Origin of the sequence: Brevibacillus choshinensis, assembly GCF_001420695.1 — a bacterium.
In the GTDB taxonomy this organism is placed as follows: Bacteria; Bacillota; Bacilli; order Brevibacillales; family Brevibacillaceae; genus Brevibacillus; species Brevibacillus choshinensis.
This window is the reverse complement of sequence record NZ_LJJB01000010.1, coordinates 1,558,729-1,579,707: the sequence shown is the minus strand read 5'-3', so window position 1 is coordinate 1,579,707 and position 20,979 is coordinate 1,558,729. Positions and strand designations below refer to the sequence as shown.

23 protein-coding genes are annotated in these 20,979 nt (G+C 51.0%); 20 read left to right on the top strand and 3 right to left on the bottom strand.

The window, feature by feature from the left end; all coding sequences use genetic code 11:
* Positions 1–254 precede the first annotated feature (254 nt).
* Together AN963_RS17560 and AN963_RS17555 are read left to right on the top strand one after the other, a co-directional pair.
* Complete coding sequence (locus AN963_RS17560) at positions 255–692, top strand: MarR family winged helix-turn-helix transcriptional regulator (RefSeq protein ID WP_055745825.1); 438 nt, start codon at positions 255–257, stop codon at positions 690–692.
* 7 nt (positions 693–699) lie between these two features.
* Positions 700–1,455 carry an SDR family NAD(P)-dependent oxidoreductase gene (locus AN963_RS17555; protein WP_055745824.1) on the top strand — a complete coding sequence of 252 codons (756 nt, stop codon included), beginning with the start codon at positions 700–702 and terminating at the stop codon, positions 1,453–1,455.
* Positions 1,456–1,521: 66 nt separating this feature from the next.
* Here the strand turns inward: AN963_RS17555 and AN963_RS17550 are convergent, their stop codons facing one another.
* Positions 1,522–2,172: a hypothetical protein gene (locus tag AN963_RS17550; protein ID WP_055745823.1), complete on the bottom strand. Its 651-nt coding sequence runs from the start codon at positions 2,170–2,172 to the stop codon at positions 1,522–1,524.
* Positions 2,173–2,500: 328 nt separating this feature from the next.
* Here AN963_RS17550 and eutL point away from each other — a divergent pair, with 328 nt between their 5' ends.
* From eutL to cls, 17 genes are all read left to right on the top strand, one after another.
* Positions 2,501–3,154, top strand: a complete 654-nt coding sequence (gene eutL / locus AN963_RS17545; RefSeq protein ID WP_055745822.1) for an ethanolamine utilization microcompartment protein EutL — start codon at positions 2,501–2,503, stop codon at positions 3,152–3,154.
* A 32-nt stretch (positions 3,155–3,186) separates the two neighbouring features.
* Entirely contained in the window at positions 3,187–3,675 is a 489-nt protein-coding gene (locus tag AN963_RS32380; protein ID WP_055745821.1) for a BMC domain-containing protein, read from the top strand.
* Positions 3,672–5,168 carry an acetaldehyde dehydrogenase (acetylating) gene (locus AN963_RS17535; RefSeq protein WP_055745820.1) on the top strand — a complete coding sequence of 499 codons (1,497 nt, stop codon included), beginning with the start codon at positions 3,672–3,674 and terminating at the stop codon, positions 5,166–5,168. Before AN963_RS32380 ends, AN963_RS17535 begins: the two co-directional genes overlap by 4 nt.
* A gap of 41 nt (positions 5,169–5,209) precedes the next feature.
* Positions 5,210–5,497, top strand: a complete 288-nt coding sequence (gene eutM, locus AN963_RS17530) for an ethanolamine utilization microcompartment protein EutM (RefSeq protein ID WP_005827515.1) — start codon at positions 5,210–5,212, stop codon at positions 5,495–5,497.
* Between the two features lie 6 nt (positions 5,498–5,503).
* Positions 5,504–6,289: a phosphate propanoyltransferase gene (gene pduL / locus AN963_RS17525; protein WP_055745819.1), complete on the top strand. Its 786-nt coding sequence runs from the start codon at positions 5,504–5,506 to the stop codon at positions 6,287–6,289.
* A 7-nt stretch (positions 6,290–6,296) separates the two neighbouring features.
* Positions 6,297–7,115 carry a hypothetical protein gene (locus AN963_RS17520; RefSeq protein ID WP_055745818.1) on the top strand — a complete coding sequence of 273 codons (819 nt, stop codon included), beginning with the start codon at positions 6,297–6,299 and terminating at the stop codon, positions 7,113–7,115.
* A 7-nt stretch (positions 7,116–7,122) separates the two neighbouring features.
* Positions 7,123–7,410, top strand: coding sequence for a EutN/CcmL family microcompartment protein (locus tag AN963_RS17515; RefSeq protein WP_055745817.1), 288 nt, complete (start codon positions 7,123–7,125; stop codon positions 7,408–7,410).
* Between the two features lie 2 nt (positions 7,411–7,412).
* Positions 7,413–7,754 carry an ethanolamine utilization microcompartment protein EutS gene (eutS, locus tag AN963_RS17510; RefSeq protein WP_055745816.1) on the top strand — a complete coding sequence of 114 codons (342 nt, stop codon included), beginning with the start codon at positions 7,413–7,415 and terminating at the stop codon, positions 7,752–7,754.
* Positions 7,751–8,194: a EutP/PduV family microcompartment system protein gene (locus tag AN963_RS17505; protein ID WP_055745815.1), complete on the top strand. Its 444-nt coding sequence runs from the start codon at positions 7,751–7,753 to the stop codon at positions 8,192–8,194. Before eutS ends, AN963_RS17505 begins: the two co-directional genes overlap by 4 nt.
* Positions 8,195–8,269: 75 nt before the next feature.
* Positions 8,270–9,733 (top strand): sensor histidine kinase, encoded by a 1,464-nt coding sequence (locus AN963_RS17500; RefSeq protein WP_055745814.1) that lies wholly within the window; start codon positions 8,270–8,272, stop codon positions 9,731–9,733.
* Entirely contained in the window at positions 9,696–10,292 is a 597-nt protein-coding gene (locus tag AN963_RS17495; protein ID WP_429795396.1) for an ANTAR domain-containing response regulator, read from the top strand. The genes AN963_RS17500 and AN963_RS17495 overlap by 38 nt, the downstream gene beginning before the upstream one ends.
* Before the next feature lie 156 nt (positions 10,293–10,448).
* Positions 10,449–11,909: an ethanolamine ammonia-lyase reactivating factor EutA gene (locus tag AN963_RS17490; RefSeq protein WP_055745812.1), complete on the top strand. Its 1,461-nt coding sequence runs from the start codon at positions 10,449–10,451 to the stop codon at positions 11,907–11,909.
* Positions 11,910–11,924: 15 nt separating this feature from the next.
* On the top strand, positions 11,925–13,286 hold the full coding sequence (locus tag AN963_RS17485) for an ethanolamine ammonia-lyase subunit EutB (protein ID WP_055745811.1): 1,362 nt from the start codon (positions 11,925–11,927) through the stop codon (positions 13,284–13,286).
* A gap of 19 nt (positions 13,287–13,305) precedes the next feature.
* Positions 13,306–14,235 carry an ethanolamine ammonia-lyase subunit EutC gene (gene eutC, locus AN963_RS17480; RefSeq protein WP_055745810.1) on the top strand — a complete coding sequence of 310 codons (930 nt, stop codon included), beginning with the start codon at positions 13,306–13,308 and terminating at the stop codon, positions 14,233–14,235.
* A gap of 24 nt (positions 14,236–14,259) precedes the next feature.
* Positions 14,260–15,201 (top strand): malate dehydrogenase, encoded by a 942-nt coding sequence (gene mdh / locus AN963_RS17475; protein ID WP_055745809.1) that lies wholly within the window; start codon positions 14,260–14,262, stop codon positions 15,199–15,201.
* A gap of 165 nt (positions 15,202–15,366) precedes the next feature.
* Positions 15,367–16,314 (top strand): aminopeptidase, encoded by a 948-nt coding sequence (locus AN963_RS17470; RefSeq protein ID WP_055745808.1) that lies wholly within the window; start codon positions 15,367–15,369, stop codon positions 16,312–16,314.
* Between the two features lie 157 nt (positions 16,315–16,471).
* Positions 16,472–17,917: a cardiolipin synthase gene (gene cls / locus AN963_RS17465; protein WP_055745807.1), complete on the top strand. Its 1,446-nt coding sequence runs from the start codon at positions 16,472–16,474 to the stop codon at positions 17,915–17,917.
* Between the two features lie 69 nt (positions 17,918–17,986).
* Here the strand turns inward: cls and AN963_RS17460 are convergent, their stop codons facing one another.
* Complete coding sequence (locus tag AN963_RS17460; protein ID WP_055745806.1) at positions 17,987–18,967, bottom strand: aromatic ring-hydroxylating oxygenase subunit alpha; 981 nt, start codon at positions 18,965–18,967, stop codon at positions 17,987–17,989.
* A gap of 224 nt (positions 18,968–19,191) precedes the next feature.
* Here AN963_RS17460 and AN963_RS17455 point away from each other — a divergent pair, with 224 nt between their 5' ends.
* Entirely contained in the window at positions 19,192–20,535 is a 1,344-nt protein-coding gene (locus AN963_RS17455; RefSeq protein WP_055745805.1) for a uracil-xanthine permease family protein, read from the top strand.
* Positions 20,536–20,586: 51 nt separating this feature from the next.
* On the opposite strand, the gene AN963_RS17450 is transcribed toward AN963_RS17455, so the two are convergent.
* Positions 20,587–20,970: an OsmC family protein gene (locus AN963_RS17450; RefSeq protein WP_055745804.1), complete on the bottom strand. Its 384-nt coding sequence runs from the start codon at positions 20,968–20,970 to the stop codon at positions 20,587–20,589.
* Between the last annotated feature and the right edge of the window lie 9 nt (positions 20,971–20,979).

Sequence of the window (20,979 nt, the reverse complement as noted above, 5' to 3'; positions counted from 1 at the left end):
TTCTATCAAGTCGCTACTCTTTGTGTTTCCACCTATGATAGCAAGAAGCGAGGGAACAATTCTTGGCATCATCTGTAAAAGGGACAAGCAGCGCATAGTTTTGGACCAAGAGCGTCTATGATAAACCAGATGTGTGTCTGAAAGATGGCGATGGGAGACGGTGTTGACAACGAAGGGCAATAGGAGTACATTTAAAATGTTAAAAGTATTAACTATTAAAACTATAAATTAAAAGAGGTGACACTGTCATCGCGATGAAAGAAAAGGATGAGCTATCGAGGCAGCTGTCGATCATGATGCGCAAATTCGTCATTTCCTACGGGAAGATCATAGACGCCGATTTATCCGGATCGCAGGTATATATTCTGGAGATTTTGGCGGAGGAGGGGGCGGTGAAGAGCTCGTTTCTAGCGGAGCGGCTGTCGATCACCTTGCCAGCCGTAACCAATCTCGCCAATAAGCTGGTGAGCAAAGGGTACATTGAGCGCCAAATCCCTGAAAATGACAGACGAGTAACGCTGCTGGCCATAACACCAATGGGAAAAGAGATCCATGACATAATCAACGAACGGTACGCAACATTGATGGACGCTCTCTGGGATGGGTTCTCAGAAAAGGAGATCAGCAACTTGCTCGTCACGTATAAAAGAATGGTAAAAAATCTCGAGGAACATCAACAACAAAAGGAGTGATTGGATCATGACTCAAAAAGGACAAGTAGCATTGGTAACAGGTGCAGGCAGTGGTATGGGTCGTGCGACCAGTCTGAAGCTGGCTGAGCAAGGGATGAAATTGGTGCTGGTTGACTTCAATCAGAAAACCGGCGAGGAAACACTCGGTCTGATCAAGGAAAAAGGCGGCGAAGGCATTTTCGTGCAAGCCAATGTGAGCGACTCTGCTGATGTACAAAATTACGTGAATCAAGCAGTCGAGGCATTTGGACGTATCGATGTATTTTTCAACAACGCGGGTATTATTCAAAAACCTAGTCTGTTGGAAGATGTAGAGGAGGCCGAATTTGATCGGGTCATGTCCGTGAATCTGAAAGGGGTATTTCTCGGTTTGAAATACGTCATTCCGGTCATGGTGAAACAAGGGGCGGGTTCCATCATTAACACGGCTTCTACGGCAGGACTGAAAAGTGAGCACAGCATGTCCGCCTACTCTGCCAGCAAGCACGCAGTTGTCGGCCTGACCAAATCGGCTGCGATCGAATATGCAAAAACGGGCGTGCGAGTGAATGCCGTGTGTCCTGGTGGCGTAACGACCAGCCTGGTGGCAGGCTTGCAAAAAGACATCGAGGAAACCGGACATGTTCCTGAAATCAACTTCCCGCGGATTGGACGCATGGCAGATGCGGATGAAGTGGCGAATGTAGTAGCGTTCCTGGCATCACCAGGATCTAGCTATATGACTGGTTCCATTGTGACGATCGATGGAGGTCTGACGCTGTAAAGAAAACGACGTACGAAAGCAGAAAAAGCCTCTGGCCGAAAGGTGGTCAGAGGCTTTTGTGTGTGCTTATTTTTGAACAGGAGTAGCAGGTACCAGCGTTGCAGCTGGAGCGAGCTTGCCTTCTTTTTGAAGCTGTGCGATGAGTTCTTCCACTGTGATGCCTTTTTCTTTTGCCATTTTTTCTAGATCCATAACTGCTGGAATAGCTGCAACAGAGTTAGTGATTTTGCCTTCTTTTTCGAGCTGAGCAACGAGTTCTTCTACCGTGATGCCTTTCTCTTTCGCCATATCCTCCAGATTGATGACATTCATCATCGGGCTTGTTTTCCCATCTTCATCAGCGGCGAAGGATGCAGTGCTGGTAGTTGTTGCTGTAGCGATCTGGCCGTCTTTCGAGTCGCTGTCATTTACTGCAAAGGCTTGGAAAGTATATGCCCCTTCTTTTGGATTGCTTCCGTCGAGTGATTGGCTGTTGAAGGTTTCCATGGCTTCAGAAACTTTGAGCTTGCCTTCCTTTTTCAGCTGTGCGATGAGCTCTTCTACGGTAATTCCTTTTTCTTTCGCCATTTGTTCCAGGGAAATCGCTGGCTTGGTAACAAGCTGTGCTTTGATCGTATTTTGTGGGGCTGTTTTAGTTGGTTCATCTGCTGCAAAAGCGGAACCTGCCATTGCTGATACTGCCAGAGCCATTACTGTCATTGCCATTCTCTTTTTCATTACTTATTCCTCCTAAGGATGTATGTTTGGTAGTTGTGCCGTCCGGGCTTTTTGGGCTTGCCCGTCTCGGCTACACAACAAAGGTAACCCGTCGTTGTGTCTGTTAAATGACCGAAAAAAGGAAAAGATGTGGAAGGGCGAAAACGCTTGCATTTTTTTTGGCCTTGTCATAAAGTAAAGACACGGATAAGATCAAGGAAGAACCATCTTTTCCAACAAGTGAACAAACAAAAGGCAAAGGTGCCATGAACATGAGGTGTATTTCCTCTGTTTTGGCACCTTTTTAGCGTTTTGAAAAATGGATATTGGTCTGAGGGGAGTGATACGCATGGAAAAACCACTTCGAGCGACACCGTTAGCAGTCCGCATGATTCCAAATGTCGATTCGCAATTTGCGGAAAAGCTGAATCTGCCTCCCCATATCCGCAGTCTGGGGCTGTTGACCTCGACGATTGATGATGTGGGCTACACGGCAATCGACGAAGCGACGAAAAAGGCGGCAGTGGAAGTAGTGTATGCCAAGTCGTTTTACGCAGGATCCGGCCACGCGTCCGGTCCGTTGTCGGGTGAATTCATCGGGATCATCGGGGGAGCGACGCCGTCGGAGGTTCAAAGCGGCCTGGATGCTGCCGTGGCATTTATGGAAAGCGGAGCCTGCTTTTATTCCTTGAATCAAGAAGGGACTCATGCTTACTACGCCCATGTCGTGTCGCGAACCGGCAGCTATCTATCCCAGGTAGCCGGTATTCCAGAGGGAGAGCCGCTCGCTTATCTGATCGCTCCTCCACTGGAGGCGGTATTCGGGATCGATGCTGCGCTAAAGGCAGCGGATGTTCAAATGATGCAGTTTTTTGGACCGCCGACAGAGACCAACTTCGGGGGTGCGCTGTTAACGGGCAGCCAATCCGCTTGCAGGGCAGCAGCTGATGCCTTCGCCGATGCGGTGAGAAGCATTGCTGTACAGCCTGTCAAATTAACCTAGGGAATGTCCCTCTTGAAGGGGAGGAAATGGAAATGCGCGCTCATGCATACTCACTCGGCATGATTGAAACGTTGGGGCTACCTGCTCTGATCGCCGCCGCTGATGCCGCCGCCAAGGCAGCGGATGTGAAGGTCGTTACCTATGAAGGGGCAGATGCGGGGATCGTGACGGTCTACGTCATCGGGGATGTGTCGTCAGTGCAAGCTGCTGTAGACGCTGGTGCCGATGCTGCAAGACGTGTCGGAAGATTGCTTCATTCACACGTCATCCCACGTCCTGACGAGAATGTGCCGAAAATGATTAAAAATCTGATCAGTCCGGCAGAGAAGAAAGAAGAAACGCCGACTTTGCCACACACCGTGTCCGGTTTGGCTGATCAATCGATCAACGACTTGCGAAAGCTGGCTCGTTCCTACGCGGACTTCCCGCTTTCTCCACAGGAAATCGGCACGGCGAAGAAAGAAGAGCTCGTACGCCTCCTGGAAGAGAAGCAAAAAGGCGGAGGTGAGCAAGAACGATGACGCTAGATGCTGATCTGTACTCCATACAGGAAGTACGTACTTCTTTGACACAAGCCAAAGAAGCTCAAAAAAAACTGGCCACCTACAGTCAGGAGCAGATCGATGCTATCATCGCGGCGATGTCCAAAGCAGGGGTGGAAGCTGCTGAACGGCTTGCTGCTATGGCTGTTGAGGAAACAGGCTTTGGTAACATTCCGGATAAACGGATGAAAAATCTGTTTGCTGCGGAAAGCGTGTACGCTTCGATCAAAGACGTGAAGACAGTCGGAATCATCCGAAAAGATGAGGAAAACAAAGTGTGGGAAGTGGCACAGCCGGTCGGTGTCGTAGCGGGAATCGTACCTTCTACCAACCCGACTTCGACGGTCATTTTCAAGTCGATGATCGCCATCAAAGCACGCAACGCCATCGTCTTTTCCCCGCATCCCTCCGCTGCTGCATGTACGCTTGCGGCTGCTACGCTCATGGCTCAGGCGGCTGTGCAGGCGGGAGCGCCAGAAGGATTGATCCATTGCGTCAGCAAACCGACCTTGCCAGCTACCAATGAGCTCATGAAGCACAAGCTGACCAACGTCATTCTGGCTACAGGTGGATCGCCGATGGTCAAGGCGGCATACAGCTCAGGTAAACCGGCGTATGGTGTAGGTCCTGGTAATGTGCCGGTCTATATTCATCACAGTGCGGATACGGCTGCTGCTGCCAAGCGCATCGTACAGAGCAAGACGTTTGACTATGGAACGATATGCGCTTCCGAGCAAGCACTGGTCATCGAGGAATCGATCAAGCATCAGATGATTGCGGCACTGAAGCGCGAAGGCGCCTATTTCCTGGACGACCATGAAAAGGAAAAAGTCGCTGCCATCATCATGGTCAATGGCTCGCTCAATGCCAAGATCGTTGGCCGTTCGCCTCAGACGATCGCGCAGATGGCGGGAATCTCCATTCCAGCCGAGACACGCGTGCTGATCGCCGAAGAGACGGGCGTAGGAAAAGCGTATCCGCTGTCAGTGGAAAAGCTAGCTCCTGTCCTCGCGATGTACACCGTGCACGATCAGCAGGAAGGATTTGCACGTTGCCGGGAACTGCTGGAGCTAGGCGGTCTGGGGCACACAGCTGGCATCCACGCGCAGGACGACAACGTCATCGCGGCGTATGGACAGGCGATGCCTGCATCCCGCATTCCGGTTAATACGGGAACGACGTTTGGCGGGATCGGCGCGACTACAGGGGTTCAGCCTTCCTTTACTCTGGGCTGCGGTTCTTTTGGCAACAACATCACGTCCGACAATATCGGACCCAAGCATTTGTTCAACATCAAGCGGGTCGCATTTGGCATTCGGGAAATGCCGGAATCACAGCCGGTACAGTCCCAGCCACAAACGACCGCAGCAGAAGAAGCGGTCATGCAAGCCGTCTCTTCGATGAATATCGGTCTGAGCCGCGATGAGATCAAAAACATCATCAAGTCTGTTTTAACGGAAATGACGTCTTAAACCACTAAAAATTTGTCTATACATGTAAGGAGGAAAAGGAAATGGCAGGAGAAATGTCCGCATTGGGAATGGTTGAAACAAAAGGGTTGGTAGGTGCAGTGGAAGCGGCTGACGCGATGGTGAAAGCGGCAAACGTGAAGCTGATCGGAAAAGTACACGTGGGTGGCGGTCTGGTGACCGTTATGGTTCGCGGTGACGTAGGTGCAGTCAAAGCTTCCACGGACGCAGGTGCCGCTGCTGCCGAAAAAGTGGGCGAACTCGTTTCCGTACACGTAATCCCACGTCCACACGGTGACATTGAATTGATCTTGCCAAAGCTCGAAGGGTAATCCCGTATGGCAGTCATCACGGAAACATCCTTGAGAGCCATGCATAAACAAGGCATACCCAACCCCTTTCTCTTGGAGAAAGGGGACAAAATGACCCCCGCAGCGGCAGATTACTTGAAGGGAAGAGGGATTCAAGTGAAAGCGTTTGACGAACATCAGCAGCCTTCCACCGATCAAGTTGCCGAGGCCATATCAGAGATTCCTATCGGCGTATCCAATCGTCATGTGCATTTATCACCAGAGGATGTGGAGCGGCTCTTTGGAGAAGGGCATCAATTGACCCCGATGCGCGAGCTGTCTCAGCCAGGCCAGTTTGCTTGCCAGGAAACGGTGACGCTGGTCGGTCCAAAAGGAAGCATCCATGGCGTGCGTATTCTCGGCCCAGCCCGTGGTGCGACACAGGTGGAAATTTCCCGGACGGATGGCTTTTCACTCGGTGTGCACGCGCCTGTACGTATGTCAGGTGATATCGAGGGTACGCCAGGTATGGTGCTGGTAACGGCAAAAGGTACGGTTGTGTTGACCAAAGGCGTCATCGTTGCCAAAAGGCACGTCCATATGTCGGTGGAAGAAGCGGAGCTCTATCAAGTGAAGGATGGAGACACACTCATTTTGGAGACACAGACGGATCGTCCCATTTTGTATCCGGATGTGGTTGTCCGCGTGAACCCGCGCTTTGCTCTGGACTTCCATGTGGATTTGGACGAAGGCAATGCCGCCAATTTGAAAACGGGCGACCGGGTAAAGGTAATCGGCAAAAACGGCCAGCTTTACTCAGGCTACCGGAGGTGAGAGCTTGATGGACATCCGAGAGATGGTCGCATCCATTACAAAAGAAATCCTGCAATCGATGAATCAGGAGAAGAAGAAGCAAGCTCCCCGTGTTCTGTACGTCTTTTGTGACAGTCAAGCACATGAAGCCTTTACCGATCATTTTATCCACTTGAAAAACAACGGGGTTTGCCACGATATTCTGTTTCTGGATGGAGAGACGTCCTCGTGGTTGGGCATGCACAAGATCGAATGTGGGGGAGCGGGAAAAATCATAACAGCGGATGAATACGCTCCCGCTCCGCTGGAAGTGTCAAAAGATTACGTCGGTATCGTCATTCCCGAGCTGGATCTCGATAACGCCGCTCGTATTGCTACCGGACTCAAAGGAACGATCAAGGCCGAAATCGTCTTTTCTGCATTGGTCACCGGAAAATTCGTCATCGCAGGCTCCGATGTGCCGGGAATCAAGCGTGCAGATCGTCGCACCTTGCAGACGCTGACATTGACGCCTGCTTATGAAAAGCTATTCCAGCGCCATGTGCAAGAGCTGGGTGAGCTGGGCATCGAATTCGCACCGCAAAAACGATTGGCAGAACGCGTAGTCTCCAAGCTGAAAGCCCAGCTACAAAAGGATGAAGTCAAAACCGACCAGTCAGCACTGACAGCCTTGGATGAAGCGGAAGCGGTCTTTTCCGGCAAGCTGCTGACAGCGGACTGGATTCGTTCTCAGCCGCAGCTGCGCAATACGACTTTACTCGTCAAAAAGGGAGCGATCGTCTCTCCATTGGCTCATGACAGCATGAGAGAGCGCGGTATTACGGTCAGCTATTTGGGAAAAGGGTGATCAGCGCATGTTCTTGGGAAAAGTGATCGGAAGCGTGTGGGCGACCCAGAAGGAAGCAGGCATGGAAAATTTGAAGCTGATGGTCGTCCAGCCTATTGACTGGCGCGGCGAGGAAGGCGGACAGACCGTCATCGCTGCAGACCGGATCGGTGCGGGCATCGGCGAGCAGGTCATCGTTTCGCGTGGTACGCCTGCGCGAATCCTGTTTTCTGGCAACAGTGTTCCCATCGATGCCGTGATCGTAGGGATCGTCGATTCGTTCGAGGTGCCGGGAGCAGCAGGAGGAGAGGGATAGACATGGAACAGGAACGTTCACGAGTCATACAGGAATTCGTACCGGGCAAACAGGTCACCCTGGCTCACGTGATCGCCAACCCGGACGAGATGCTCTATACCAAACTGGGGATAAAGGAAGCGGGAGCCATCGGCATTCTGACCTTGACACCTACAGAGACAGCAATCATTGCGGCTGATATTGCCACCAAGGCTGCGAGTGTCGAGCTGGGCTTCCTCGACCGATTTACGGGTTCGTTGATCGTGGTCGGGGACGTCTCGGCTGTCGAAATGGCAGTGGAGGCAGTCAATAATGTGTTGAGTCAAAAACTACGATTTACGCCGGCTTTGGTGACCAAGTCATGAGCAAACGAGTCATGATTATAGGCGCTATCGAAGCAGGCAAGTCTTCTCTGGTGCGAGCGCTGTTCAATGACGAACAGCCTGCCAGAAAGACACAGGCGTTGGAGTATCGCGATTGGGTGATTGATACACCGGGTGAGTACAGCGAAAACCCGATGTTTTACCGTACGCTGATGGCCACTTCCCTCGAAGCGGGCATCGTCGTCATGGTGCAGGACGCCACTCGCGAGCGGAATTACTTTCCTCCCGGCTTCTCGCAAGGATTTCCGCAAGAATGCATAGGGGTAATCACCAAGATCGATCATCCAGATGCAGATCTGCAGAGAGCCGAGGCTTATTTGCGGCAATCACTGGGTGACGCTGACATTTTCCGTACTTCTTCTCATACGGGGGATGGAGTGCCCGAGTTACGTGCTTTTTTACAAAAAATCATCCAGAAATAAGCCTCTTTTCCGCAAGAGCCTGTCTGTGAGAAAATTAGGGAAAGACCAACGTCATGCAGGTGAAAAGAGGTTCGTATGCTAACCATACGGGAATTGTGCTCACAGGCTACTACTTTGAGTGAGGAAGACATTCGGATCGTAGAAGATCTGGCTTCCAAGCTGCAGATCTTTGCTGATTTGTCCCAAGCGGACATGTTTATCGATTGCCCGACAGCAGACAAAAGCTGTGCGCTGGTCATCGCTCAAGCATCACCGAGTACGGCTCGATCAATGTACAGAGGATCGGTCGTAGGACAATTGGCAACAGCGGTGAATGAGCCAGCTGTCATGTACTGTCTGACGACGGGGAAGCCTGTTATCGGATCCCGTGGTGTCTCCCAAGAGCAGGTCGTCATGCGGCAAAGTGTCGTGCCCATCACGAATGCTGCGGGGGAAACGATCGGTACATTGATAACGGAACAGGATATTTCCAAGCAGGTCGAACAGGAGAAAAATGTGGAGATGCTCAAAGAAACGACAGAGCATCTGAGTGAGACCTTGATTCAGTTTGCAGTGCCAGACATGCCCATCTCTTCGCTCATGCACGAGGGGATGATTTTATTTGATCAGGGTGGCATCATTACCTATGCCAACGGTCGAGCTCACAACCTGCTTTCTTTAATCGGTCTAGAAGAGCCCGAAAAAGGGATCAGCATCGAACGTATTTTTTCCTGGCGTGTTTCCCCGGAAAACTTTGTACGACACGGGGGGTACATTCAGGAGGAGTTGTCGAGAGGAAAGCATTTTATTATGATGAAAGCGGTTTCTGCCGCTCGCAAGCCCGATATCATCGGGGGAATTATTCTATTGCGGGATATTTCCGATATACGGGAAAAAGAAAAGCAGCTAATGATTAAGTCAGCTGTTATTAAAGAGATCCATCATCGCGTTAAAAACAATTTGCAGACTATCGCGAGTCTCTTGCGCCTGCAGATGAGGCGTTCGCAATCAAACGAAATCGAGAAGGTATACCGGGAGAGCATCAACCGGATCAACAGCATTGCCATCATTCACGAGTATTTGGCACAGGATGGCCTGGAGCAGATTGACTTCAAAGAAATTTTGACCAAAATATCGAAAATTATCGTCTCTTCCATGAGGCGTTCCGAGCAAGCTATACAGGTCGTAGTGGCAGGAGAGTCCGTCTATCTGCCGTCGAACAAAGCAACATCGTTTGCCCTGATCGTGACCGAGCTGATTCAAAACTGCATGATTCATGCTTTTCGCGATCAGCATGAAGGAACCATTGCCGTGGCGCTCGTGACCAAGGATGACTTTATCAGTCTATCGGTTACGGACGACGGAGTAGGCATTGAAGATATGGAGCAGGTGCTGCAAAAGGGGCACCTGGGACTGAAAATTGTGGATACCCTGGTCAAAGAAGACCTGGAGGGCACGATGCACTTCCGCAATACCGGAAACGGTACGGAGGTGACCATTCTCTATCCGATTCAAAAGGAGGATGACGATGACACAGCCGAAGATTATGGTAGTGGATGACGAGCCGATCATTCGCATGGATTTGCGCGAGATGCTCGAAAATGAAGGGTATTTGGTAGTCGCCGAAGCGAAAAACGGGGAGGAAGCCGTCGAGCAGGCGCACCGTCACAAGCCAGATCTGATTATCATGGATGTGAAGATGCCTGTCTTGAATGGGATCAAGGCAAGCGGCATCATCCGCTCCTTTTCCGATAGCTCGATTCTGCTCTTGACCGCTTACAGTCAAAAGGAGCTGGTCCAGGATGCACGCAAGGCAGGCGTGACAGCCTATCTCGTGAAGCCGGTGTCGGAGGACGATCTCATTCCTGCAGTGGAGATCGCCCTGAGTCAAAAAGAGAAAGTGGTCGCGCTCAAGAAGGATATCCACACGTTGAAACAGAAAATAGAAGATCGAAAAGCAGTAGAAAAGGCAAAAGGGAAGCTGATGAGCAGTCTTTCTCTGGAGGAGGAAGCTGCCTACAAATGGCTGCAGCAAGTAAGCATGCAACGGCGCATGCCACTCGCGAAACTGGCGGAAGAAATCTTGTCCGGAGAGCAAGCCATCGAATCCAATGCCTAATGATCACATCGCTTGATCGAAGGCGATGACAAGTAGATAGAGTAAGAGAGCAAAGGCGCTTGAATGAGTCCGGAAGCAAGGTTCCGGCAGTTCAGGCGTTTTTTATTTACAGAGTGGAAGGACCGTCTGGCACGTCAATGGCTCGAGGAGGTTCGTATGGATGAACAATGGATCCAAAGCGTCGGAATCGACGTAGGAACCAGCACCACCAAAATGATTGTCAGTCGCTTGCGATTGGGGCGAATGTCCAGTACCTTTTCGCTGCCTCGCTATCAGATCGTGGAGCGACAGCTGCTCTATGCCAGTGCTGTTCATTCCACACCGTTGCTAGGCCTTGATGAAATTGATGCAGAGGGCATCGGTGCGATCCTGAGAGCCGAGTACGAGAAAGCTCAAATCAGTCTCTCGGATATCAAGTCGGGTGCGGTCATCATCACGGGCGAGACGGCCAGCAAAAAGAACGCTCAGCATATCGTGCACCTGTTGGCAGAACGATCGGGAGATTTTGTCGTTGCGACAGCGGGAGCGGATTTGGAAGGCGTACTGGCGGGCAAAGGAGCAGGAGCGGAAAAGCGCTCCCAAGCAATCCAAGGGACGATTGTAAATGTAGACATCGGGGGAGGAACGGCCAACGCTGCCTATTTTTACAGAGGAAAGGCAATCGCGACCGTAACCTTTCACGTTGGAGGTAGACTGATTCGTCTCGACTCACGGGGGCTTGTCCAGTATGTGTCCCCAAACATTCATGCATGGCTGGCTGCCAAGAATCTGCGTGTTCAGCCCGGTCAGGAAATGACGGTGGAGCAGGTTCGGGAAATTGCTGGGGAAATGGGCCGCAGTATGCTGGATTATCTAACCGGTCGTGAAAGGAACCTATCCGGATTGCTGGTACTCGGACACCACTTGCGAGAAATGCTTCCGGTCGATGAGTTATCGGTTTCCGGCGGAGTGGGACAGCTGATGGCAGAACAGCCTGTCAAAACGATGGCTGACGTGAGTCGATACGGTGATTTCGGACCGATGCTGGGGCACGTCTTGCGGCAGGAAAGAGAAAAGGGGACGTACCCGGTCAAATGGGTAGATCCTGAACAGACAGTACGTGCTACCGTGATCGGAGCAGGAATGCAGAGCACGGAAATCAGTGGCTCTACGGTACACATCAAGGCAGAGCTGCTGCCGATCCGAAACATCCCCATTCTCAAGCTGGAGCTCTCTACTGAGCATTTGACCGATCCGGAAAAGCTGAAGCGTGAAGTGACCAATGTGTATGACCTGGGTGTCCGCCTGTTTGAGCAAACCTCAGGTATCCCGTTTGCACTGTCGCTTTCTGGTATTGGCTACTGCTCGTACCAGCTGCTGCAGATGATCGCGCAGGAGCTGTCGGATCAATACCGGCGTACGTTTTCCGATAGTCGGATCATGGTCGTGATCTGTGAATCAGATATGGCCAAAGCTTTGGGTCAAGCATTAGCGATGAGGTGCAGCGGGAAACCAGAAATTATATGCATCGACCAGGTGCGAGTAGAATACGGCGATTACATCGACTTGGGCGAGCCGATTTCCGGAACGATCATCCCTGTCGTCGTAAAAACGCTTGCCTTTGATGAAAGGCTTTAAAAAGGGGTGAATGGGATGAACATGAAAACGACTGTACTCGGACAGACCTACCAATTTCGAGATCTGAAAGAAATCTTCGCGAAGGCAAACGAGGACAAATCAGGTGACCAGCTGGCTGGAATCGCCGCTGAGGATTCTCGCGAACGTGTGGCAGCCAAGCAGGTGCTAGCGGATCTTACACTCGCCGATATTCGCAACAACCCGTTGCTTCCTGCTGAGGAGGACGAGGTATCCCGCGTGATCGAAGCGGGGATCAACGAGAAGGTCTACAACGAAATCAAGAACTGGAGCGTCGCTGAGCTGCGCGAATATTTATTGAGCCACCAAGCGGGTGACAGCGAAATCAAGAGAATCAGTAGAGGATTATCCAGCGAAATGATCGCGGCGACTGCCAAGCTGATGAGCAATCTCGATCTGATCACAGCAGCGGCCAAAATTCGCAACATCACGCACTGCAACACGGCCATCGGCCAACAAGGCGTCCTGGCAGCACGGGTGCAACCCAATCATCCTTCTGACAATGTGCAGGGCATCAAGGCAGCCCTCTATGAAGGCCTGGGCTATGGAATCGGTGATGCGGTCATCGGGATCAACCCGGTTATCGATACGTCTGATAGCGTCAAGGACATCCTGATGATGACTAAAGATGTGATGAACAAGTGGGACATTCCGACCCAGAACTGTGTGCTGGCTCACGTCTCTACGCAAATGCGAGCCATCCGTCAGGGAGCGCCTGCTGATCTGATTTTCCAGAGCCTCGCGGGAAGTGAGAAAGGCAACAATGCGTTTGGGATCGACGTTGCCCTTTTGGATGAGGCCGATGAGCTGATGCGAAAAGAAGGCACTTCTACTGGGCCAAACTTCTGGTATTTTGAGACAGGTCAAGGCTCGGAGCTTTCCTCGGAAGCGCATTTTGGCATTGACCAGCTGACGATGGAAGCGCGTTGCTACGGACTTGCACGCAAGTACCAGCCCTTTATCGTAAATACCGTCGTTGGTTTTATCGGACCGGAGTATTTGTACGACAGCCGACAAGTCATACGAGCAGGACTGGAAGACCACTACATGGGCAAGCTGCACGGTCTGCCGATGGGTTGTGACGTATGCTACACGAACCATATGAAGGTCGACCAGAACGACATGGACAATTTGGGCATTCTCCTTTCTGCAGCGGGAGTGAACTTCGTCATCGGAGTGGCCATGGCAGATGACGTCATGCTCAATTACCAATCGACGAGCTTTCACGACATCGCGGCTTTCCGGGAAGTGCTCGGTCTGCGTCCAGCACCAGCGTTTGAGAAATGGCTGGAGAAGATGGGGATTATGGAGAACGGCAAGCTGACTGCAATCGCTGGCGATCCGACGATTTTCATGTAATCCGGGAGGTGATAAATGGATGGAACAGCAATTGGATTATTTGGTAGACAAGGTAGTGGCAGAGCTGCAAAAAAAGCTGAGTGAAATGGCACCGTCAGCTCCAGTCCAGACATCAGGGAAGGCCGTGGAAACGAAAAGCGTTACCGAGAAGGAATCCGCACAGGAGCTGACCGCAGGAGCAGTCGGACAGCAAGGGCAGTCGTCTGTACCGCCAGAGCCGGAACGAACGGCGCACGTGCCGAATCCGAAGTGGAAGGAAGGTCTTCAGGAGCTTTTGGACAGTACTCCTGCCCGGATCGGTGTATGGCGTACCGGGGTCCGTCCTCTGACCAAGACCATGCTTCAGCTCAGACGCGACCATGCGGCTGCTGTCGATGCCGTGTATGGAGAAGTGCAGCAGTCCTTGTTGGATGAGTTTTCTCTATTTACAGTGGAGACGCAGTACGATAATACCGAGAATTACCTGAAGCGTCCGGACATGGGGCGAATCCTGAATGACGAAGGCGTGCGTCTGATTCAAGAGCGCTGCCAAAAGAAACCGCAAGTGCAGATCATCGTTTCCGATGGTCTGAGTGCCAGTGCAGTCGACGCCAATCTGCGGGATGTGCTTCCATCCGTGACCGACTCCTTGAAAAGCTACGGATTGACTTGTGGCACCCCATTTTTTGTCAAAGGCGGTCGAGTGGCAAGTATGGATCACATCGGTGAACTCTTGCAGCCCGAGGTGTTAGTGATGCTGATCGGAGAACGCCCAGGCCTGGTGACAGCTCACTCGATGAGCGCCTACATGTGCTACCGCCCGCGTAAAGGCATGGTTGAGTCCGAACGTACCGTTATTTCCAATATCCATCGCCAAGGAACGTCGCCGATTGAGGCAGGCGCGCATATCGGAACCATTCTGAGCAAAATGCTGGAGCAAAAAGCGAGCGGTGTGAAGCTGATTCTTTAAATACAATCAAGAGGAGGATTCATCATGACATTTCGCAGAAAAAAAGTAGCCGTAATCGGCAGCGGTTTTACGGGAGCGACTACGGCATTCATCATGGCGCAAAAGGAACTGGCAGACATCGTGCTGGTCGATATCCCGCAGCTGGAGAACCCGACCAAGGGAAAAGCGCTCGACATGATGGAAGCTTCGCCTGTATTGGGCTTTGATTCTACGATTGTTGGCACCTCCGACTACAAAGACATCGAAGGCTCTGATATCGTCATCATCACAGCAGGCATCGCACGCAAGCCGGGCATGTCCCGCGACGATCTGGTTGCTACGAATGCGTCGATCATGCGCTCCGTTGCAGAGCAGGTCAAAACGTATGCACCAAACTCTATCGTACTGGTGCTGTCCAACCCGGTCGATGCGATGACCTACACGTTCTTCAAAACGTCTGGCTTCCCGAAAAACCGCGTCATCGGTCAGTCAGGTGTACTCGATACCGCTCGCTTCCGTACTTTTGTCGCGATGGAGCTGAACGTATCGGTAGAAGATGTGACGGGCTTTGTTTTGGGGGGACACGGGGATGACATGGTGCCTCTTCTGCGTTACTCCTATGCAGGTGGCATTCCGCTGGACAAATTGATTCCGCAAGATCGTCTGGATGCGATCGTCGAGAGAACGCGCAAAGGTGGCGGAGAGATCGTCAGCCTGCTCGGAAACGGATCTGCGTATTATGCACCGGCAGCCTCATTGGTACAAATGGCTGAGGCAATCCTCAAAGACAAAAAGCGTATCCTGCCGTCTATCGCTTATCTGCAAGGAGAATACGGCTACAACGATCTCTACCTTGGCGTACCGACATTGCTCGGAGCAGGCGGGATCGAAAAAGTAATCGAGCTGGACCTGACAGCAGCAGAAAAGGCTGCCCTGGATAAATCCGCTGATTCGGTGAGAGCGGTCATGAAAGTGGCTGTACAATAATAGAAAAGAGATCTCAGAGGGCTGCCAACGTGGTAGTCCTTTTGTTTTGAAGTGGTATAGTGGAAGGGTACTCTGGACATGATTTGGCAGGAGTCCAGAGAGGCACGGCGAAGAAAGATAAGTGTGACATAAACGTTTCGGAATCAAGTCGAAAGGATGAGACATATGAAACTAATCGAAATCAGCAAGGGGATCCTGACGAATTGCATGGCTTTGAAAGCGGGCGAGTCTTTTCTAGTAGTCGCCGATGACGTCAAACGTGAGCTGGGAGAAGCCCTCTGGGAGGCTGGCAGACAGCTTGGAGCGGAGTCTGTTTACCTCGTCATGCAGGAGCGGGAAAAGAGCGGACAGGAGCCGCCTGCGTTCGTGGCAGAAGCAATGAAACACGCGGATGTAGTCGTCTGTGTCACGGCGCATTCGCTGACCCATACAAAAGCACGTAAAGAAGCTGCCGCCAACGGAACCCGCTTGGCGACCATGCCAGGAATTACGGAAGACATGTTCCTGAAAGGCGCGATTGCAGCCGACTATTCCCAAGTGAAAATTTTGACAGAGAAAGTAACGGACCTACTCACGGCAGCAAGCACGGTGCGGATCGAAAAAGATGGCAAGAGCCTGCAGTTCTCCATTGCTAACCGCCCTGGCGTGCCTAGCACAGGGATGTACGTCAATCCGGGAGAGTCGGGTAACCTCCCGTCCGGAGAAGCCTACATCGCGCCAGTGGAAGGTTCTGCAGAAGGACAGATTCTGGTCGATGGCTCCATTTCCGGGATCGGGAAAGTGGACAGCCCGCTTTTGCTGACCGTAGAAAAGGGACGAATCACCAAAACAGAGGGCACGACAGGCGAGCGGTTGCTTCAAATTTTGGGTGAACAGGACGGCCGCATGCTGGGCGAATTCGGGATCGGTACCAACGACAAGGCGCGCATTACCGGAGTCGTTTTGGAGGACGAAAAGGTATACGGAACGATTCACGTCGCGTTTGGCAGCAACAATACCTTTGGGGGAACGATTGTGGCTGGTGTGCACATCGATTTGGTCGTGAAGGAGCCAGACGTCTATCTGGACGATCGTCTGATTATGAAAAAGGGGCAGCTGCTGGACCTTGCCTAAAAGGTGAAAAAGAGGAAAGCAAGCACGCATCTTATTGCCAGACCCGGTTCGAAGTGAGCCGGGTTTTTTGCGGGGAAGCATCATTCTTTGCAGCAAAGATGAAACTTGGAGAACTATGGTGTAAAATGGGAGAAATCCTATATATGGATGTGGGCTAATGTTGTTGTTTGAGCAAATCGTCGTGGTCATCTCAATCGGAAATGTCATGTTGGCCGCTGTCCTCATCTTTATGGAACGGCGAAACATTGCAGCTACCTGGGCATGGTTGATGGTCTTGTTATTTTTGCCTGGTGTGGGCTTTATCGTTTATTTGGTCTTTGGTCAAAAATTGAGTAAAAAGAAGCTTTATCGGCTGAAAGAGGGGGAGTTTTCCCACTTCCGTACAGCTGTTGATAAACAGAAGCAGCTATTGGAGAGCGGAAATCTGGAAATGAATGACCCCGCCATGGAACGGCATCGCGACATGATATTCATGAACGTGGTCAGCGATGGCGCCTATTACACACAAGATAACAGCGTGCGAATTTTTATCGAGGGGAACAGCCTGTTTGATGACATGTTCCAGAAGATTGATGAGGCTCGCGAGCATATCCATCTCCTGTATTACATCATTCGCAACGATGAGCTGGGGAGCGAATTGATGAATTTGCTCGTCAAAAAAGCTTCGCAAGGCGTGAAAGTCAGGCTGCTGTACGATGCAGTAGGATCGGCAGGAATCCCTTCGAGGTTTTTCAAACCCCTTCTGGCGGCAGGAGGAGAAGTTGCTTCCTTTTTCCCTGCATCTTTTTCATTTGTGAACTTTCGCGTCAATTTCCGAAATCACAGGAAGTTGACTATCATTGATGGGAAGATTGGCTATATCGGTGGCTTCAACATTGGAGACGAATACCTAGGGAAAAAGAAGCTGGGGTATTGGCGAGACACCCATTTGCGGATGGAGGGAAGAGCGGTCTACATGCTGCAGGCACGCTTTTTCCTCGATTGGAACTTGTCGTCACCAAAGCGTTTAGCGGAATCGCTCACGTTGTTCCCGGAGCTGCAGGGGCTGGACAAAGGAATTGGCGTACAGATCGTATCCAGCGGCCCAAATTCGGAGAAACAGCAGATTAAGAACGCTTACTTGAAGATGATTTACAAGGCGAGAAAGAAAATCTACTTGCAGACTCCATACTTTATTCCCGATGACAGCATGTTGACTGCCCTCAAAATGGCTGTGATGTCGGGAGTAGATGTGCGCGTGATGGTTCCGGGAAAGCCGGATCACCTGATGGTCTTTTGGGCGACGCATTCCTATCTGGGGGAACTGCTGAAAAGTGGCGTCCGCTGTTATTTGTACGAAAAAGGATTCATGCATGCCAAAACAATCGTGGTCGACACCCAAATTTCCTCTGTCGGAACCGCGAATATCGATATTCGCAGCTTCAAACTAAACTTCGAAACCAACGCCTATCTATATGATACGAGGATGGCGGAGAAGCTAGAGGAGCTATTTATCATGGATCTCGCTGATTGCCGGGAAATGACGATGGAAGAATATTTGAATCGACCGATGCGCTCACGGATTCAAGAATCACTCACGAGACTGCTGTCACCCATCTTATAATCAAAAATGGACCCGCTACCCTGTCGAGATGACGAGGTTAGCGGGTCTTTTGCATTCGGAAGACGCAACTTAAGCGGTACCCAGCTTAACACCCAGCTCGGCCAAGTACTGGCGATAGGCGATGCTGGCGCGGTCGCATTTCAATGACAGCTCGACTTGCAGGTCGAGAGGGAGATCTTCTGGCTTTTGATTTTCCACGATCGGCTTGTCCTGCGCGAAAATCATGTCCTGGAACTTGTTGATCTCCTCATCGGTCAGATTCGTTTCATAGTTGAATGTCAAGATCCCATAGGCGACCGATTGGTTCTCGTCAAGCGGCATGACTGTCAGAAGAATAGACATTTCGTTGCTTGTTTCCCGGTCGCGTTTCGTGAATTTCACTGTCAGCGGACGCAGTACTTCATAAGTGTAATAGACATGCTTCGCTTGCCCTGTACCATCTGGATCTGGTTGGAACACGGCGATTTCATCTGTTCGAATTCCGCCGTTCTCATTGCGGTGTACGTGGTAGTCACCGATCTCCATATGTGTCGCTACACCCAGATAGCCTTCGTGTACGACAGCGAGATGGCCGACATCGAGGAAGTTTTCCACGACACGAGGCGGCTTCGCTGCTACCGTTTGCGGACCCCAGATGACATTGCGGTGGCCAGAAGCAGCAAATTCAGGCAAGGAGAAAAAGTCAGGAGCATTGTTGTTCAGATTGACCCATACAAAGCCATAGCGCTCCGCACAACCAAAAGGAATGGCGCGGGCTTTACCCGGAATGGCCTGATTTTCGGGAAGCTGTGGAATTTTCACACAAGCCCCGGACGATTCGTACTCCCATCCGTGGTACGGACAGACGAGCTTTCCGTCGCGTACACAGCCGAGGGATAAAGCCGCTCCTCTATGAATACAGAGGTCTTTGAAAGCATGAACACCTTGCTCATTACGAAAAATAACTACCCGTTCTCCCATAATGGTGACCTGAAGAGGACGGTCTTGCACATCCAACGAACGGCAGGCAACAATCCACTCATTACGCAGTACGGTATCTTGCACGATCATCTATGAGACACTCCTTCGTGGATAACTTGATAGAGATAGGACTTGGGACACATACTCCATCATTGTAGCGGGTTCAACCTGTTTTTTCAATAAAAACCGAACGATATTATAACGAATATGAATATATGTTTATTTTAGTTGCTAAAAGTAAGAATGATCATTTATAATCTGCGTTATAATGTTCGTGATTTGTTAATGAAATCATTTGGGGAGGCCATTCTAAAGTGGAACAACATCGCGAGAGCGCGGGGCTCGTCGTGGGCGTCGATGAAAAGATTAGTATCAGCAAAGCCTTTTTGCTTGGCATGCAACACGTGCTGGCCATGGACTTGTATATCGCTCCTATCATTATTGCTGGCTTGCTGACTATGGACGCATCGAGTACGTCCTTCTTCATTCAAATGTGCTTTTTGGCGACTGGGATCGGTACTTTGATCCAGACTGGCTTTGGACTGCGTTTGCCAGTTGTGCAGGGTCCATCCTACGTACCCATTGGTGCCTTGGCTGCCATTGGTAGCAAGCTTGGATTGAATGCCATGATCGGGAGCTTGATACCAGGTGCTTTGTTGATGGCCTTGATGGGATATCCTTTGAAATGGTTTGCCAAAGCGGTGCGTAAGTTTATCCCGCCTCTGGTCGGAGGAACGGTGATTATTATCGTAGGAATCGCCCTGATGCCGATCGGGATGGGCAACATTTACCACGCTCCAGGAGATATTTGGACCAATGTCTTTATCGCGGCTGTATCGGCGGGTGTTCTGGTCACCTGTATGCTGCTCGGAAAGAGAGCGAAAGTCGCCGGTACATTTTTCCGACTGGTGTCCGTATTGATTGCAATTGCTGTCGGTACGTTTACCGCAGCCTTTTTCGGAACCGTAGACTTTAGTCCGGTGGGACAAGCAAGCTGGCTGTCGCTGCCGAAGTTTTTCCCGTATGGCGCACCTGTGTTTGATCTCAGTGCGGTATTGACCATGCTGTTCGTCTATTTGATCATCATGATTGAAACGACAGGAACCTGGTTTGTTGTCTCTACGGTTACCGATAGCGAACTGACCGAAAAACGGTTGAATCGTGCAGCTGTCGGAGAAGGTCTGGGATGCTTTATCGGCGCGTTGTTTGGTGGTACGCCTACGACCGGATATTCCTCCAATGCCGGTTTGATCGCTGTCACGGGTGTAGGTAGCCGCATGGCGATCATGGCGGGTGGGGTCATTCTGGTGGCTCTCGGCTTGGTGCCAAAGCTGTCGACCGCGATCACCTGCATTCCGGAACCAGTCATCAACGGAATTTTCGGGATTGTTTGTGTAGCGATTGTCGCGAATGGTATCAAAGTCATTCAGCATATTTCTATCGACGATCGCAACATGATGGTCATCGGATTGCCGATTCTGTGCACGATTGCGGTGACGGTACTGCCAAAAGAAGCGTTGAATGGTGTACCTGATTTCGTGAATTACATTTTATCCTCGGGTATTACGGTAGGGGCGCTGGCGACTGTCATCCTCAACCTGATCATTCCTGAAGGGAAAGAGAAAAAGCAGGCAGCTGCCAATCAGCAAGTCGCCTGAGGAAAACGAAAGCCCGCTCCGGATCATGCATCTGGAGCGGGCTTTTTTTGATTAGGATACGAGTTCAAACGATTCGGTGATCTCGATACTATCCTGAACCGATTGAACCATCGGACAATTTTTACGAGAGGCTTCAATCGCTTTTTTCACTTTTTCTTCCTGTAGATTTTCTCCACTGATGATGAAGTGCAGGTGAATCTTTTCGATCCGATTCGCCTTTTCCTCATTTCGCACGACCTCAGCCGTTACCTTCATGTCACTGCACGGCATTCTCATTTTATCCAGAACTTTGCGCAGAACTCCGCTGCTGCAAACCGCGATAGACGATACCATGAGCTGGAAGGGGCGAAAGCCGTATTGCTCGTCGCCAGATACATGCAGGTCTCCGTAAGACAAATGGGTCACAAATCCGTTTTCCTTGGCTTCAAATTGCATAGGGATAGG

Bases quoted from the DNA above. Each gene is read 5' to 3' on its own strand.
- AN963_RS32380 (WP_055745821.1), top strand. From the start codon at position 3,187: ATGCGCGCTCATGCATACTCACTCGGCATGATTGAAACGTTGGGGCTA.
- AN963_RS17535 (WP_055745820.1), top strand. From the start codon at position 3,672: ATGACGCTAGATGCTGATCTGTACTCCATACAGGAAGTACGTACTTCT.
- AN963_RS17560 (WP_055745825.1), top strand. From the start codon at position 255: ATGAAAGAAAAGGATGAGCTATCGAGGCAGCTGTCGATCATGATGCGC.
- AN963_RS17485 (WP_055745811.1), top strand. From the start codon at position 11,925: ATGAACATGAAAACGACTGTACTCGGACAGACCTACCAATTTCGAGAT.
- AN963_RS17500 (WP_055745814.1), top strand. From the start codon at position 8,270: ATGCTAACCATACGGGAATTGTGCTCACAGGCTACTACTTTGAGTGAG.
- AN963_RS17550 (WP_055745823.1), bottom strand. From the start codon at position 2,172: ATGAAAAAGAGAATGGCAATGACAGTAATGGCTCTGGCAGTATCAGCA.
- eutM (WP_005827515.1), top strand. From the start codon at position 5,210: ATGGCAGGAGAAATGTCCGCATTGGGAATGGTTGAAACAAAAGGGTTG.
- mdh (WP_055745809.1), top strand. From the start codon at position 14,260: ATGACATTTCGCAGAAAAAAAGTAGCCGTAATCGGCAGCGGTTTTACG.
- AN963_RS17495 (WP_429795396.1), top strand. From the start codon at position 9,696: ATGACGATGACACAGCCGAAGATTATGGTAGTGGATGACGAGCCGATC.
- AN963_RS17460 (WP_055745806.1), bottom strand. From the start codon at position 18,967: ATGATCGTGCAAGATACCGTACTGCGTAATGAGTGGATTGTTGCCTGC.
- AN963_RS17505 (WP_055745815.1), top strand. From the start codon at position 7,751: ATGAGCAAACGAGTCATGATTATAGGCGCTATCGAAGCAGGCAAGTCT.
- eutC (WP_055745810.1), top strand. From the start codon at position 13,306: ATGGAACAGCAATTGGATTATTTGGTAGACAAGGTAGTGGCAGAGCTG.
- AN963_RS17450 (WP_055745804.1), bottom strand. From the start codon at position 20,970: ATGCAATTTGAAGCCAAGGAAAACGGATTTGTGACCCATTTGTCTTAC.
- cls (WP_055745807.1), top strand. From the start codon at position 16,472: ATGTTGTTGTTTGAGCAAATCGTCGTGGTCATCTCAATCGGAAATGTC.
- AN963_RS17490 (WP_055745812.1), top strand. From the start codon at position 10,449: ATGGATGAACAATGGATCCAAAGCGTCGGAATCGACGTAGGAACCAGC.
- AN963_RS17470 (WP_055745808.1), top strand. From the start codon at position 15,367: ATGAAACTAATCGAAATCAGCAAGGGGATCCTGACGAATTGCATGGCT.
- eutS (WP_055745816.1), top strand. From the start codon at position 7,413: ATGGAACAGGAACGTTCACGAGTCATACAGGAATTCGTACCGGGCAAA.
- AN963_RS17515 (WP_055745817.1), top strand. From the start codon at position 7,123: ATGTTCTTGGGAAAAGTGATCGGAAGCGTGTGGGCGACCCAGAAGGAA.
- pduL (WP_055745819.1), top strand. From the start codon at position 5,504: ATGGCAGTCATCACGGAAACATCCTTGAGAGCCATGCATAAACAAGGC.
- eutL (WP_055745822.1), top strand. From the start codon at position 2,501: ATGGAAAAACCACTTCGAGCGACACCGTTAGCAGTCCGCATGATTCCA.
- AN963_RS17520 (WP_055745818.1), top strand. From the start codon at position 6,297: ATGGACATCCGAGAGATGGTCGCATCCATTACAAAAGAAATCCTGCAA.
- AN963_RS17555 (WP_055745824.1), top strand. From the start codon at position 700: ATGACTCAAAAAGGACAAGTAGCATTGGTAACAGGTGCAGGCAGTGGT.